The sequence below is a fragment of the Streptomyces sp. Q2 genome (assembly GCF_056820935.1).
In genome coordinates, this window is record NZ_JBXEJE010000075.1 from 16,802 (window position 1) to 31,527 (window position 14,726).

Sequence of the window (14,726 nt, forward strand, 5' to 3'; positions counted from 1 at the left end):
GTCATGACCAGCGACACCTCGCCGGCGTCCGGCGCCCTGCTGCCGGCCTCCGGCGCCTCACTGCCGGCCTCCGGCGCCCTGCTGGAGGTCGAGGACCTGCAGATCGAACTGGTCACCCATCGTGGCGTGGTCCGCGCCGTCGACGGCGTGAGTTTCACCGTCGGACGCGGCGAGACCGTCACGCTCATCGGGGAGTCCGGCTCCGGCAAGTCCACCACGGCGATGGGCGTGCTGCGGCTGCTGCCCGAAGGACTCGCCGTGCTGTCCGGCACCGCCCGCATCGGCGGCGAGGACGTCGTCACCGACCCCGGAGCGGCCCGGCGGGCGCGCGGCCGTACCGTGTCCCTCATCCCCCAGGACCCGATGACCGCGCTCAGCCCCGTCCACACCGTCGGGCGGCAGCTCGGCGAGGCCCTGCGGCTGCGCCACCCCGGCCTGTCCCGGGCCGAGGCCCGGGAGCGCGGCACCCACCTGCTGGACCAGGTACGGATCAGCAGGCCGGGAACGCGCTGGAAGGCGTACCCGCACCAGTTCTCCGGCGGCATGCTCCAGCGCGTCCTCATCGCCGTCGCACTGGCCGCCGAACCGCGGCTGCTGGTCGCCGACGAACCCACCTCCGCCCTGGACGCGACCGTCCAGGCGAGCGTCCTCGACCTGCTGATGGACCTTCAGGAGCGCACCGGTGTGGGCATGTTGATGATCACGCACGACCTCGGCGTCGCCCGGCTGGTGTCCGACCGCATCCACGTCATGAAGGAGGGCCGGTTCGTCGAGTCGGGACCCGCCCAGCAGATCGTCGAGCGGCCCGCACACCCGTACACCGGGAAACTGCTCGCGGCCGTCCCGAGCCTCGGGCCCTGGGACGAGGACGGGCTCGACGACCACACCGTGCAGCCCGAGCAGGAAGGCAGGGCCGCCCGATGAGCCGGCCAGCAGTGACTCCGGACGCGGCCGACACGGCCGACGCCGCCGACGCGTCGCCGTTTCTCACCGTCGAGGACCTCGTCGTCGACTACCCCACGCCGGCCGGCCCCGTGCGCGCCGTCGACCACGTCAGCTTCAGCGTGCCCCGCGGCGGCTCACTCGCCGTCGTCGGCGAGTCGGGCAGCGGCAAGTCGACCATCGCCTGCGCGATCGTACGACTGCTCAAGCCAGCCGCCGGGCGGATCGTGCTGGACGGCACCGACCTCGCCGCGCTGCCCGAGCGGCGCCTGAGGCCGCTCAGGCGCCGCGTCCAGATGGTCTTCCAGGATCCCTACGGATCCCTCGCCCCGCACCTGACCGCCCTGGAGATCGTGGCCGAACCGCTGCGCGTCGCGGGCGTGACGGACAAGACCGAACGGCGCCGCCGCGCCGCTGAACTGCTCGACCGCGTAGGACTGCCGGCCTCGGCACTCGAACGACGGCCCGACGAGTTCTCCGGCGGACAGCGCCAGCGCATCGGCATCGCCCGCGCCCTGGCCTCGGAACCCGACCTGCTGGTGTGCGACGAGGCCACTTCGGCCCTCGACGTGTCCGTGCAGGCCCAGGTCCTCGATCTGCTGCGCGAACTGCGGGAGGAGACCGGCATCACCTACATCGTCATCGCACACCACCTCGGCGTGGTGCGCGAAATCAGCACCGACGTCGTCGTCCTGAAGGCGGGACGGGTCGTCGAACGCGGCCGTACCGCCGACGTACTCGCCGCCCCCGTCGAGCCCTACACCCGCGCCCTGCGCCGCGCCGCCCTCGACCCCACGGCGATCAGGGGACTCAAACCCCGCATCATGGCGGCCTCGACCCCGGCCTCGGCCACAGCCGTACCGGAGCCGCACACGCCCCAGACCCCGCAGGCCGCCCCCCACGCCTCCCTCACCGCCCCACCGGAAGGAGCCGGCAAGTGACCACCGGCATCGCACTGCCGAACGTACCCGTGCCCCTGTCCCGGCTCGTCCTCGGCACCATGACGTTCGGCGACACCGTCGACCGGGCCGGCGCCGCGGACATGCTCGCGACGGCGCTGGAGGCCGGCATCACCGGCGTGGACACCGCGAACGGCTACGCCGGCGGCGAGAGCGAACGCATCCTCGCCGAGCTGCTCCCCGCCCACCGCGACCGGATCGTGCTCGCCACCAAGGCCGGCATGCCGCACCCCGACCAAGGGGAGCACGCCCCGCTGTCCGCCCCCGGCCTGAGGGCCGCCCTGGAAGGCAGCCTCAAGCGACTCGGCACCGACCGCGTCGACCTGTTCTATCTGCACCAGCCCGACCGGGCCACACCCCTCGCCGAGACCCTCGCCACCGTCGCCGAGTTCGTCGCCGAGGGGAAGGTCCTCGCGCTCGGCGTCTCCAACTACGCCGCTTGGCAGATCGCCGAACTGGTGCGCGTCGCCGACGAGGTGGGTGCCCCACGCCCGGTCGTCGCCCAGCAGCTGCACAATCTGCTCGCCCGCCGGATCGAGGAGGAGTACGTCGAGTACGCCGCCGTCACCGGTCTGCGCACCATGGTCTACAACCCGCTCGGCGGCGGCCTCCTCACCGGACGGCACCGCTATGAGAAGGCCCCCGAGACCGGACGGTTCGCCGACTCCCGGCTCGCGGACATGTACCGGCAGCGCTACTGGGATCCGCGTCTGTTCGACGCGGTCGCCGAACTGACCCGTATCGCCGAGGGCGCCGGCGTCCCGCTCGCCGAACTGGCCCTGCGCTGGCTCCTCGACCGGGACTCGACCGACGCCCTGCTGCTCGGCGGTTCCCGCACCGGGCACCTGCGCGCCAACCTCACCGCCGCGCAGGCCGGACCGCTGCCCCCCGACGTGACCGTCGCCTGTGACGAGGTCGGCTCCGGCCTGCGCGGCCCCATGCCCGCCTACAACCGCTGAGCCCCGTACGCGACTTCGACGCACCCGCCCTGCCCCCTGTGACCTTGTGAAGGAACAACCGCCCATGACCTCCGCAGAGTTCACTGCCGCCCTGCGCGCCCGCGAGCAACTGCTCGGCTACTGGTGCCTGATGGACGCGCCCGTGGCCACCGAACGCATCGCCCGCCTCGGTTACGACTACGTCGCCCTGGACGCCCAGCACGGCCTGTTCGGCTACTCCGGCATGCTCAACAACCTCCTCGCGATTGACAGCCGGGGCTCCACGGCCGTCGGCCTGGTCCGGGTGGAGGCCAACGACCCCACCCCGATCGGCCGTGCCCTCGACGCGGGCGCGACCGGAGTGATCGTGCCGCTGGTCGACACGGCCGCGCAGGCAGCCGAGGCCGTGGCCGCGGTCCGGTACCCGCCCCTCGGCCGGCGCTCCTACGGCCCGATGCGCTCGGCGCTGAGGATCGGCCCCGACCCGGCCGACACACACGACAGCACGGTCGTCCTCGCCATGATCGAGACGGTTGAAGGACTCGCCGACGTCGAGGCGATCTGCGCGACGCCGGGCCTCGACGGCGTCTACGTGGGCCCCTCCGACCTGCGGATCGCCCTCGGCGGCGCCTCGTCCACGGACCCGGCCCTGGCCGACACCTTCGAGGCCGCGCTCGGCACCGTACGCGAGGCGGCGGCGGCCGCCGGTATCGCCGCGGGCATCCACAACCCGGACGGGGCGAGCGCCGCCAAGCGCCTCGCCGAGGGCTTCACCTTCGCGACCGTCGCCTGCGACCTGGTGCACCTGGAACAGACCGCCCGCCAGCACCTGACCGCTGCCCGGACCCCTGGAGAGGCACTGTGACGAACCGACTCCTCGACGGCTTCGACCGCACCGACACCACGCTGCCCGCACCGACCGTTCAGAGCCACGCCGCCAACCTCACCGTGCTGCCCGGCGGGGACCTCGGCTGCGTCTGGTTCGGCGGCACGCAGGAGGGCATGGCGGACATCAGCGTGTGGTTCTCGCGCCTCGCCCCCGGCACCACGACCTGGACGGAGCCCGTCCGCCTCTCGGACGACCCGGCACGCTCGGAACAGAACCCCGTGCTCTTCCCCATGCCCTCGGGCGCCCTGTGGCTGCTGCACACCGCCCAGCGAGGCGGAGACCAGGACACCGCCGAGGTACGGCTGCGCGTCAGCCACGACCACGGCACGACCTGGGACGCGACCCGCACCCTGTTCCCCGCGACCCCGGACGTCGGCGGCGTCTTCGTCCGCCAGCCACCCATCGTCGTGCCCACCGGCCGCCTACTGCTGCCCGTCTTCCGCTGCCGGACCGCCCCTGGCGAGAAGTGGTCCGGCGACCTCGACACCAGCGCCGTCATGATCAGCGACGACGACGGCGGCACCTGGTCCGAGCGGCCCGTGCCCGGCTCCACGGGCCTGGTCCACATGAACGTCCACCGGCTGCCGGACGGCTCCCTGCTCGCCCTCTACCGCAGCCGCCGCGCCGACGCCGTGCACCGGTCCGTGTCGCTGGACGACGGCGACACCTGGAGCGAGCCGCAGCCGCTCGGACTGCCGAACAACAACTCCTCGATCCAGTACGTCCCGTTGGCCGACGGCCGTCTGGCCCTCGTCTACAACCACAGCAGCGCCGCCGACGCGACCGCCCGCCGCGTCTCCCTCTACGACGAGATCGACGACACGGGCTCACTCGCCGACGGCAAGGCCCCGGACGGCCCGGTGACGACGGCGCTGCGGCACAGCCCCTCGACCGCGTTCTGGGGCGCCCCGCGCGCGCCGCTCAGCCTCGCCCTCTCGTCCGACGGCGGCCTGACCTGGCCGCTGCGCGCCGACCTCGTGACCGGCGACGGCCACTGCCTCACCAACAACTCCCGCGACGGCCTCAACCGCGAACTGTCCTACCCCTCGATAACGCAGACACCGGACGGCGCCCTCCACATCGCCTACACCCACCACCGAAAGGTCATCCGCCACATCAGGCTCACCCCGCAGAGCGCGAGCTGAGCGACCGCACGGGCCGCTCGGGCTCGTGCCACCCGGTCGACACCTGCGGCAACCCGGTCACCCAGACCCGCTGGAACGCGTACCGCTCCGATGCGCTGAGCGGTTTTCCCGCCCACGGGCGGCGGGGAGGTCGGACCGTTCGTGGTCGACGAGGCGCACGTCGTGAAGAAGGAGTCAAACCCGGCTGCCGCTGCCGTACGGGGCGTACAGGTCGAGCAGCCGGACGCGGGTCGCCTGCAGGCGGTGTGCCAGCACCCGGCCGACCCAGTGGTCGACGGCCTGTCCGAACTCGGGATCTTCGGCGCACATCATGCGCACGGCGACCGCGTCGAACTCGTAGGCGCGTACCGGTGTCACGGCCTCGGCACCCAGCTGCCACGCGTACGGTTCGAACATCCAGGACCAGCCGACGAGAGCATCGAATCCGAGGGTCTCGATGACCGGCGAGCGGCGTCCGGGAACACGCATGTCGAGAGCGACGCTGCCGCTGCGCAGGATCCAGAACCGGTCGGCGCGTGCACCCTCCTCGAACAGGCGGGTGCCCTGGGGAATGCCGACCTCGTGCGCGAGGCGCATCAGTCGGGTCCGGTGCTGAGCGGGCAGCGCCCGAAGCGTGCTCGGCGCGATGGAAGCGTTCATGGCTGTCTCCAGGGGGTGGGCCGATCTGCTTCCAGCGTCCACCGGCACTTCCGGCCGGGCCATGGGCCACTCGGCCCCGGTTCCGGGCCGTCCGGTACCGCGCCCGAGACCTTCGGCACCCTGCGCAGCGACCTGTCCGGATGCGGCCCGCGGGCCGGCTTGGCGCTGCGCTTCGCCGGCGATGTCCCCGACGAGCCGAAAGGGACCCACCGGCCTGCCGAGGAGGGCCACCCGGCCCAAGCGGGAGCCCGTCGATGCCGAACACGCTGGATGTACGGGGCCATACGGACGCCCCTCGGCGGCTGAGGTCGCCGTTTCAGGCTTGGTGAACGGACGTGAGGGTCATGGCTGAGCAGACACCCACGACGGCGACCGACCCGGTCGACGCATCCGCGCGTGGCGACCTCGGGCGGCGGATCGCCCGGCGGCGTGCGGAACTGGGGCTGACTCGGGAGGAGACGGCCCTTCGGGCCGGCATGGCTTCCGGCTACGTCCGCCATCTGGAGGAACACCCCTCCGCCGCGCCCAGCCAGGGCACCCTCCTCAGGCTGGCGGGCGTGCTGGAGACGACCCTGACGGAACTCGCCGGCGGCAACGTCAACCTGCCGGCGGGCCGTGCACGGGCGGCGAGCCAGGCCGAGTTCACGGAACTGCATCCACGCGAGTGCCGGGAGCTCCTGGCGACGCACGGCGTGGGCAGGCTCGCGGTGTCCACCGGCTCGGGGCCGGTCATCATCCCCGTCAACTACACCGTCGTAGAGGCAGCGATCGTCTTCAGGACCGCTCCCGGCACGGCACCGGCCCAGGCGTCCGGCCACCGGGTCGCCTTCGAGGTCGACCGCGTCGACGACGCCCTCGGCGAGGGCTGGAGTGTCCTGGTGCGCGGGCGCGCCCGCACCGTCACCGACACCGATGCCGTACGGCTGCTCACGGAGCGGGTGCCCGGCGCGCCCTGGGCCGGAGGACGGCGTGACCTGTGGGTGCGCATCGACCCAGAGGCCGTCACCGGGCGCCGCGTCGCGGTGCGACAGGGACGGCAAGCGAGCCCGAACGAGCCCGAAACGAAACCAGGCGAGCCAAGACCAACCCAGACCAACCCAGACCAACCAAGACGAATCCAGGCGAATCCAGGCGAAAGACGGACTGGCTGATGTACCCCAACGACGGTTTCCGAGAACTCGAACGGCAGGAATGCCTGCACCGGCTGGCGAGGGTGCCGATCGGCCGTATCGTCCACACGCGCCAGGCCCTGCCCGCGGTCCTGCCGGTCAACTTCTGCCTGGACGCCGACGGCGCGGTGCTGCTGCGCACCTCCGCGGTCTCCGAGCTGGTTCGCGCGATCGCCGGCACCGTGGTCGCCTTCGAGGCCGACGAGGTCGACGCCGTCGCGCACTCAGGCTGGAGCGTCGTCGTCACCGGCCCGGCCGCGGTGGTCACCGACCCGGCCGCGCACGAACGGCTGTGCCGGACCGGCCCGCGCTCGTGGGTGCCCTCGCCGGACGGGGTCTTCGTCCGCATCGAACCCGAGCTGGTCACCGGTCGTGAGCTCGTCGGTGGACGCACGCTGTACGGGGTGGATCTCTCCCCCTGACCGCCCGCCGGACGGGCGACACCGCCCTTGGAAGTGGCCCGGTCGGCCCTGTCGGGTACCCGCGGTCTGACCCAGGGTGGAAGGCATGACCGGCATGCACCTCCGACCGACACCCGACCCGGAAGGGATCTCCCATGTCCGTCGACTCGCAGCAGGCGTCCGCCCGGCTCACCGAGGAGGAGCTGAGGGCGCTGGACGCCCACTGGCGCGCCGCGAACTATCTGGCCGTCGGCCAGATCTACCTGATGGCCAACCCCCTGCTGACCGAGCCGCTGCGCGCGGAGCACGTCAAGCCGCGCCTGCTCGGGCACTGGGGCACTTCCCCGGGCCTGAACCTGGTGCACACCCATCTCAACCGTGTCATCAAGGCCCGTGACCTGGACGCCCTGTGTGTCTGGGGCCCCGGCCACGGCGGACCCGCCGTACTGGCCAACTCCTGGCTGGAAGGCTCGTACTCCCAGACGTACCCGGACGTCACGCGGGACGCCGAGGGCATGGCCCGTCTCTGCAAGCAGTTCTCCTTCCCCGGCGGGGTGCCCAGCCACGTGGCACCCGAGACGCCCGGCTCGATCCACGAGGGCGGCGAACTCGGCTACGCGCTGTCCCACGCCTACGGCGCCGCCTTCGACAACCCGGACCTGCTGGTCGCCTGCGTGATCGGCGACGGCGAGGCGGAGACCGGACCGCTGGCCGCCTCCTGGCACTCGGACAAGTTCCTCGACCCCGTCCACGACGGCGCCGTCCTGCCGATCCTGCACCTCAACGGCTACAAGATCGCCAACCCCACCGTGCTCGCCCGTCTCCCCGAGCCGGAGCTCGACGAACTCCTCAAGGGCTACGGACACGACCCGATCCACGTCACCGGCGACGACCCGGCCGCCGTCCACCGCGCCATGGCCGAGGCCCTGGACATCGCTGTCGACCGGATCGCCGCCCTGCAGCGGGCCGCCCGCGAGGAGGGCGCCACGGAGCGGCCCCACTGGCCGGTCATCGTGCTGCGCACACCGAAGGGCTGGACCGGCCCGGCACAGGTCGACGGGCTGCCGGTGGAGGGCACGTGGCGCTCCCACCAGGTGCCGCTGTCCGCCGTACGGGACAACCCCGAACACCTGAGGCAGCTGGAGACCTGGCTGCGCTCGTACCGGCCCGAGGAGTTGTTCGACGATGAGGGCCGCCCCCGGCCCGAGGTGCTGGCCTGTGTCCCGGAGGGGACCCGCAGGCTCGGAGCGACCCCCCACGCCAACGGGGGTCTGCTGCTGCGCGAACTGCCCCTGCCGCCGCTGGAGCGGTATGCCGTCGAGGTCGACAAGCCGGGCGCCACCATGCACGAACCGACCCGTGTGCTGGGCGAGTTGCTGCGGGACGTCATGCAGGCCACCTCCGAGCGGCGCGACTTCCGCCTGGTCGGCCCCGACGAGACCGCCTCCAACCGGCTCCAGGCCGTGTATGAGGCCAGCGGCAAGGCCTGGCAGGCGCAGACGCTCCAGGTGGACGAAGACCTCGACCGGCACGGCCGGGTGATGGAGATTCTCTCCGAACACACCTGCCAGGGCTGGCTGGAGGGCTATCTGCTGACCGGCCGGCACGGGCTGTTCTCCTGCTACGAGGCCTTCGTGCACATCGTCGACTCGATGGTGAACCAGCACATCAAGTGGCTGCGCACCACCCGCCGGCTGCCCTGGCGTGCCCCGATCGCCTCCCTCAACTACCTGCTGACCTCGCACGTGTGGCGCCAGGACCACAACGGTTTCTCCCACCAGGACCCCGGCTTCGTCGACCACATCCTCAACAAGAGCCCCGAAGCGGTACGGGTCTACCTGCCGCCGGACGCCAACACCCTGCTGTCCGTGGCCGACCACGCCCTGCGCAGCCGCGACTACGTCAACGTCATCGTGGCCGGCAAACAACCCTGCTTCGACTGGCTGTCCATGGACCAGGCCAAGGCCCACTGCGCCCGCGGTGCCGGAATCTGGGAGTGGGCCGGTACCGAGGACGGCACCCGGGAACCCGACGTGGTGCTGGCCTGCGCGGGCGACGTCCCCACCCAGGAGGTACTGGCGGCCGCCCAGCTGCTGCGCCGGCACCTGCCGGAGCTGTCCGTCCGCGTGGTGAACGTCGTCGACATCGCCCGCCTGCTGCCCGGCGAGGAACACCCGCACGGCATGGGTGACTTCGAGTACGACGGCCTGTTCACCGCCGACAAGCCCGTCATCTTCGCCTACCACGGCTACCCGTGGCTGATCCACCGGCTCGCCTACCGTCGCAACGGCCACCCCCACCTTCACGTGCGCGGCTACAAGGAGATCGGCACCACCACGACGCCGTTCGACATGGTCGTCCGCAACGACCTCGACCGATACAGGCTGGTCACGGACGTCATCGACCGCGTCCCGGGCCTCGCGGTGCGAGCCGCCGCCGTACGTCAGCGGATGGAGGACACCCGGCTGCGCCATCACGCCTGGATCCGCGAGCACGGCACGGACCTGCCGGAGGTCGCCGACTGGACCTGGGACGGCTGACGGTCGACACGCCCCGGAAACGGGGACTACCGGGCCGACGCCCGGGGCGTGAAGCCCTCCGCCGAGTAGCGGTCATGGCACGACCGGCCTCCGTGAAGTCGTACAGGTAACCCATCGTGTCGGGCGCTCCTCGTATGCGTACGAGGGCATGCCGGGATCAGTCCCGTCCAGCGTCCTGCGGGCGGCGCGACGGTGTCGGGATACCGCCCGAGGGCCGACGCGGCGGCCTGCGCAACATGGCCGAGCGAGCGCGGCAACTGGGCGGAAGCCTGGGCTCGCCAGCCGGCCGAGGGCGGTGCAACAGTGGTGTGGCGGGTCCCGGTACCGGACGAGGAGTGACGGCCGGCGCGTGCGGTGCGTTGGGAGTGGCAATCCGAGTGAGGGCTGCTCTGCGCCGGTCAGCCCGGTCAGCCGGGTCGAGTGGGTCCCGCTCGCGCGCCGGGCTGTGAGTCAGGCGACCTCACCTGACCACAGCTCGCCGAAGGCCACTCCGTGCCAGTCCAGCCCGACGCGAGTACGGCGTACTGCGACGACATCACAAGCCTCCGCGGATTCCCGACTCGGTTGACCTCCCACCGCTCCTCAAGGGCGCGCACACCTCACGGTCGTGTCGGACCGGGCGCATCCGGATCCGCACAGCGCACCTCAGTCGAGCCTCGACGAGACGGGGCGGACGACGTACGGACATCGGACCGGTTGAGGCCGAACAAGGCAGCCCGCACCCCCTCGACGGAGCCTGGCGCGACACCGTCCACGGGGCGTTCGGTTACGGCCGGCTTGTCGAGGAGTGCCATGACGCCATCCTGTGAGTGGTCGGATCGCCGGTGCGTGCCGGTGTGCGCCGGTGTCCGGGCGGACCCTGGGCACGAAGCCCCGGAAGTCGACCAGGACAGCGTGGTGCGGTGCTGGGACGCGGTGGCGGTCAGGACCGGGCGGATCACCGACCGCCTGCGCGGATCGGCGATGTCGGCTCAGGCGTCGGCCGAGGCGGACTGCTGCTCGTCCTGCGGCGATGCCGCCTGCTCCGACGCGTCGGGTGCGGTGTAGTAGACGGACGCACCCTGCTTGCTGCGCTGCGCCTGGGTCCTGGCGACCAGCCCTTCGAGCGTGGTACGCACCACCGTCGTCTTGATGTTGCGGTCGGGATGGGCCTGGCCGAGAGCCGTGGCGATCTCGGCTGCCGAGCGGGGTTCGCTCTGCTCGGCGAGGTGGCTGCGGACCAGGTCGACCAGAGTCGGCTGTGCGGTCTTGGCGGCTTCGGCCGTTACTGCGGGCTTCTCGGGGGCCGACTTGGTGGCCGCCTTGTCCGTCGCCTTGCCGGCCGCCTTCTCCGTCGCAGCGGGGCGGGACTTGGCGGCGGTCTTCGTCGTCCGTGAGCGCTTGCCCGGGCTGGACTTGGCGGCGGTCTTCTTGGCGGTGGTCTTCTTGCGGGGTGCGGGCACCGAGACACTGTCCGACGGGGCCAGAGGCTTGGCGGACGCCGGCTCCGGGCCGATGGCCTGCTGGATGTTGACCAGCACCTGGTGGTCACGCTGCAGGGCTGTCAGCTGCTCCTGCAGGGCGGCGATCTCCGCGCCGACACGGTCCTGCTCCTTGGTGTTGCGCTCGAGGTCTGCACTCACCTGAGCGGTGTACTGCGATGTCAGTTCGGTGGCGGAAGCGTTCTCAGACATGGGACGCACAACCTTTCCTCGGCCTGAGGCCGAAGTCGACGGGCCTGACACAAGCGTGTGCTGTTGTCCTGGGCGGATGTCTGCGGACGGCAGTCATACCCCATGCACAGTGCCCTGCCGTAGCGATAGTACGGACAACCGGAAGCGGGGTGTCCTCCCTTGAAGGGTCCGAGATGAGTTCACCCCCCGGCGTGGACCGCGCCAAGCCTGCGGGCAGCGAGCCAAGTGTGCTTCTGAGGGACGGTACCGCGACTGCGCCTATGGCACCCAACAACCGTATGAGAAAAGGACGTTGGCGGTGCGGCGCTGCCAGTGGCGGATGCGGGCATCGTGCTGCTCGGGGATCATGACGAGGGGTGACAGCAGATCCCGTGAATTGACAGGTACGTGTGTGCGGACCCACCCTCGGTACGGGCACATCATCGGTGAGCGCGCCATGCGCTGATGGCAGCGGCGGTTGCAGCATGCGGATCATCGAGCTCGCGCTTCCTGGCGGCTTCGAGTGTCCTTGTGCGGCCGTTGATCCTCACGACGGTTCGTCGAGTGCCTTTTCCAGACTCGGTTTCACCTGGCCGGGACCCGACTGCACCGCTTCGATCCGGCCGCAACGGCCGTCGCCGAAGTCGTAGTAGCCCAGCGTCCAGTAGTCGGTCCACTCCGGTGTGAGCGCCTCGAAGTCCATGAACGTGGCTGTGACGGTCTTCGCCCCCTTGCGGAACTCGTCGACCGTCACCTTGGTCGCCCCCAGCGTCATGGTTGCTGTCACGTGTTCCCAGCCGCGATCGGCGGCGTACTTCAGGCTGTGGTCTCTGTAGTTCATGGCGCCCCCTGTTGTGGCGCCCATGATGCCGGGTTCGCGCGCCGTCGGCACCACCCAAAGGCCCGGCCTGCCTCCCCAAGCCACTCACCGGCCGGTGTCTCGGCGAGTGGGACGTGCGGGCGGCCGCCGGGTTCATGCGCCGAGCCAGTTGTCCGTAGCTTCGTCCGCCGTGTCCGGACCACCCACCGCTTGAACGACCGCCCACCCCCGGCGCCCCTGAAACCGCCCGAGTCGCGCGGCTCCTACTTGAAGGCCGTGATGGCGCGGGCAGCCCACTCGGCGAAGGTGCGGGGCGGGCGGCCGAGGACTCGTTCGACGTCGGGGCTCACCCGCTGCTCGGCGGCTTTCGGCATGCCCAGGATGTCGAGGGTGGCTTCCACGGTCGGTTCGGGCATGAAGCGCAGCATCTGGGCCCGAGCCTCTGCCCGGCTCTGCTCGACGAACCGCACCGGTTCACCCAGTGCGTCGGCGATGGCCATGGCCTGTTGCCGAGGTGAGACCGGTGCCGGCCCGGTCAGCTCGTAAGTCCCGCCGACGTGGCCGCCGTCCAACAACGTGACGGCGGCGACCTCGGCGATGTCGGCCGGGTCGATGGTCGGCAGCGCGACATCACCGAACGGTGCGGAGACCATCCGTCGGGTGCGGACCATCTCGGCCCACTGCAACGCGTTGGAGTCAAACCCTCCCGGCCGCAGAAGGGTCCATTCCAGATCCGACCGGGTAACGGCGTCCTCGAGCGTCGAAGGGTGGCGTCCCGTGGCGACGCCCTGGGAGGACAGCAGGACAACTCGGCGCACCCCTTCGACCCGAGCGACCTCGAGGACGCCACTGACGCTGCCACCGGCGGACACGAAGTCGCCCGAGGTCAGCAGGAACAGCGCGTCAGCACCGGCGAGAGCGGGCGCGAGGCTGTCAGGCTTTGCCACGTCGGCCTGATGGTGCCGTATTCCCGGTAGTGGCGTGTCCTGGGCGGAGATCCCTCGCGACACCGCCGTCACCTGTTCGCCGGCCGTCAAGAGCGCCCGCACCAGCGGCCGTCCGACGTTGCCCGTGGCTCCGGTCACCACAATCATGTTCGCTCCCGTTGGCGGTTCTCCTGTGGACGCACGGAAGCTACCAACGCGGGGATAGTAGGTACCTACAGGAAAGTAATGGAAAGAGGGCTCACTGTGACCCACCACACAACTCCCGTGCCTGGTCTCGACGTTGGCGACCTGCCCCCCGAGCAGGCCTGCCCGATCGCTCCCGTGGTCGACATCGTCTTCAGCCGGTGGACCACGCCGATCCTGTGGGCGCTCCATACGTACGGACGGCATCGGTTCGTGGAGTTGCAACGCCGCATCACCACCATCACGCCCAAGGTGCTGACCGACCGGCTGCGGCAGTTGGAACGCGACGGGCTTGTCGTGCGCACTTACCACCCCGAGGTTCCACCGCGGGTGGAGTACGAGATCAGCGAACTGGGTCGCAGCCTGGCCCCGCTCTTCGCGGCACTCTCCGACTGGTCGGTCAACCTGGGCGAGGTGGAGCAGGCCCGGCAGGAGTACGACGCCAAGGAACGCCCCCGCAGTCGTCGCGGCTGAGATGGTTCGGCGGGCAGCCACGGCTGACTCGCCGTCTAGGGTCGGCGGCATGACCGAAAAATCCCTGCGCTCCGTCACCATCGAGCGAACCAGCACCGGCCACTTCACCGCGACGAACGCTCGCGGCGGCACGATCAGCTTCGGCACCGCTTCCGATCCTGAGGCGCACGCCGAGTTCACGCCGGTCGAGCTGTTGCTCGCCGCGCTCGGAGGCTGCACGGCGGCGGACGTCGATGTGGCCACCAGCCGGCACGCGGAACCCGTCAGGTTCTCCGTCGAGGTCACCGGCAACAAGACCAGTGACGAGTCCGGCAACCGGATGACCGACCTCGCGGTGACCTTCTCCGTCGCCTTCTCGGACGTCGACGGCGCGGATCGTGCCCGAGCGATCCTCCCTCGGGCGGTCAGGACCTCACACGACCGGCTCTGCACGGTCAGCCGCACGGTGGAGATCGGCACGCCCGTCACCGCGACGGTCGAGGACGCCTGACGCCTGCCAAGGTCTCTTATGCCGCCGGATGTGCTGTACGGCTAGCCGGGACAGGGCGTGGGCGTGCGCAGGACGGTTGAGGCGGGTACTTGCCGCCTGCCGCGTCCGCGGGCCGCCGGAAATGATGGTCCCGCATGCTGCGGATGCCTGTGTCCCGAACGCCTGAGGACGTGGGCCCCGGGGGCGTGGACCGGGGGCGTGGACCGGGCGGCGGCCGGTATGGCGGCCCCTCCCACGGCCGTGACGGCGACGCGGAAGCGATCGGCACCGCCAGGACCGAGGCTCGCGAGCAGGAGCAGGAGCAGGAGCAGGAGCAGGAGCAGGAGCAGGAGCAGGAGCAGGCGCCTGTGCCGCCGCCTCCGGCCCGTTCGAGCTCGGCGCGATCAAAGTGTGGCGACGGGGTTTCGGCGGCCCTCAGACGGCCGTGCTGGTCGGTCTCGCCCCCGGCGGGCCGGGGGGCCGGAGCCGCCGCCGGATGCGCAGCGGGCCCGAATGCCCGGTGCCCTTGGCGCGCCCGCACGCCTCGGCGGGCCGCACG

14 protein-coding genes are annotated in these 14,726 nt (G+C 71.2%); 10 read left to right on the forward strand and 4 right to left on the reverse strand.

The genetic code is table 11. The features are described from left to right. Positions 1 to 3 precede the first annotated feature (3 nt). The 5 genes from ACWBNA_RS45660 (at position 4) to ACWBNA_RS45680 (ending at position 4,873) form a co-directional block, all read left to right on the forward strand. Positions 4 to 924 carry an ABC transporter ATP-binding protein gene (locus ACWBNA_RS45660; protein ID WP_482710512.1) on the forward strand — a complete coding sequence of 307 codons (921 nt, stop codon included), beginning with the start codon at positions 4 to 6 and terminating at the stop codon, positions 922 to 924. Further along, positions 921 to 1,883, forward strand: a complete 963-nt coding sequence (locus tag ACWBNA_RS45665; RefSeq protein WP_482710513.1) for an ABC transporter ATP-binding protein — start codon at positions 921 to 923, stop codon at positions 1,881 to 1,883. Before ACWBNA_RS45660 ends, ACWBNA_RS45665 begins: the two co-directional genes overlap by 4 nt. Then, positions 1,880 to 2,860 (forward strand): aldo/keto reductase, encoded by a 981-nt coding sequence (locus tag ACWBNA_RS45670; protein ID WP_482710514.1) that lies wholly within the window; start codon positions 1,880 to 1,882, stop codon positions 2,858 to 2,860. The genes ACWBNA_RS45665 and ACWBNA_RS45670 overlap by 4 nt, the downstream gene beginning before the upstream one ends. A gap of 64 nt (positions 2,861 to 2,924) precedes the next feature. Beyond that, a complete protein-coding gene (locus ACWBNA_RS45675) occupies positions 2,925 to 3,704 on the forward strand; it encodes an HpcH/HpaI aldolase family protein (protein WP_482710515.1) in 780 nt (259 codons plus the stop codon). Continuing rightward, positions 3,701 to 4,873, forward strand: a complete 1,173-nt coding sequence (locus ACWBNA_RS45680) for a sialidase family protein (protein WP_482710516.1) — start codon at positions 3,701 to 3,703, stop codon at positions 4,871 to 4,873. The genes ACWBNA_RS45675 and ACWBNA_RS45680 overlap by 4 nt, the downstream gene beginning before the upstream one ends. A 174-nt stretch (positions 4,874 to 5,047) precedes the next feature. Here the strand turns inward: ACWBNA_RS45680 and ACWBNA_RS45685 are convergent, their stop codons facing one another. After that, positions 5,048 to 5,512, reverse strand: a complete 465-nt coding sequence (locus tag ACWBNA_RS45685; protein ID WP_482710517.1) for a Crp/Fnr family transcriptional regulator — start codon at positions 5,510 to 5,512, stop codon at positions 5,048 to 5,050. A 344-nt stretch (positions 5,513 to 5,856) separates the two neighbouring features. Between ACWBNA_RS45685 and ACWBNA_RS45690 the strand changes: the two genes are divergently transcribed. The 3 genes from ACWBNA_RS45690 (at position 5,857) to ACWBNA_RS45700 (ending at position 9,622) form a co-directional block, all read left to right on the forward strand. After that, positions 5,857 to 6,663 (forward strand): helix-turn-helix domain-containing protein, encoded by an 807-nt coding sequence (locus ACWBNA_RS45690; RefSeq protein ID WP_482710518.1) that lies wholly within the window; start codon positions 5,857 to 5,859, stop codon positions 6,661 to 6,663. After that, positions 6,663 to 7,103, forward strand: a complete 441-nt coding sequence (locus ACWBNA_RS45695; RefSeq protein WP_482710519.1) for a pyridoxamine 5'-phosphate oxidase family protein — start codon at positions 6,663 to 6,665, stop codon at positions 7,101 to 7,103. The genes ACWBNA_RS45690 and ACWBNA_RS45695 overlap by 1 nt, the downstream gene beginning before the upstream one ends. A gap of 134 nt (positions 7,104 to 7,237) precedes the next feature. Continuing rightward, complete coding sequence (locus ACWBNA_RS45700; RefSeq protein ID WP_482710520.1) at positions 7,238 to 9,622, forward strand: phosphoketolase family protein; 2,385 nt, start codon at positions 7,238 to 7,240, stop codon at positions 9,620 to 9,622. A gap of 971 nt (positions 9,623 to 10,593) precedes the next feature. Here the strand turns inward: ACWBNA_RS45700 and ACWBNA_RS45705 are convergent. From ACWBNA_RS45705 to ACWBNA_RS45715, 3 genes are all read right to left on the reverse strand, one after another. Further along, positions 10,594 to 11,295, reverse strand: a complete 702-nt coding sequence (locus tag ACWBNA_RS45705) for a hypothetical protein (protein WP_482710521.1) — start codon at positions 11,293 to 11,295, stop codon at positions 10,594 to 10,596. A gap of 526 nt (positions 11,296 to 11,821) precedes the next feature. After that, positions 11,822 to 12,115, reverse strand: coding sequence for a hypothetical protein (locus ACWBNA_RS45710; RefSeq protein ID WP_482710522.1), 294 nt, complete (start codon positions 12,113 to 12,115; stop codon positions 11,822 to 11,824). A 242-nt stretch (positions 12,116 to 12,357) separates the two neighbouring features. Further along, on the reverse strand, positions 12,358 to 13,188 hold the full coding sequence (locus ACWBNA_RS45715; protein WP_482710523.1) for an NAD(P)H-binding protein: 831 nt from the start codon (positions 13,186 to 13,188) through the stop codon (positions 12,358 to 12,360). Positions 13,189 to 13,305: 117 nt separating this feature from the next. Here ACWBNA_RS45715 and ACWBNA_RS45720 point away from each other — a divergent pair, with 117 nt between their 5' ends. Continuing rightward, positions 13,306 to 13,698, forward strand: a complete 393-nt coding sequence (locus ACWBNA_RS45720; protein ID WP_482710524.1) for a winged helix-turn-helix transcriptional regulator — start codon at positions 13,306 to 13,308, stop codon at positions 13,696 to 13,698. Between the two features lie 49 nt (positions 13,699 to 13,747). Then, positions 13,748 to 14,188, forward strand: coding sequence for an OsmC family protein (locus ACWBNA_RS45725; RefSeq protein WP_482710525.1), 441 nt, complete (start codon positions 13,748 to 13,750; stop codon positions 14,186 to 14,188). The last annotated feature ends 538 nt before the right edge of the window (positions 14,189 to 14,726 follow it).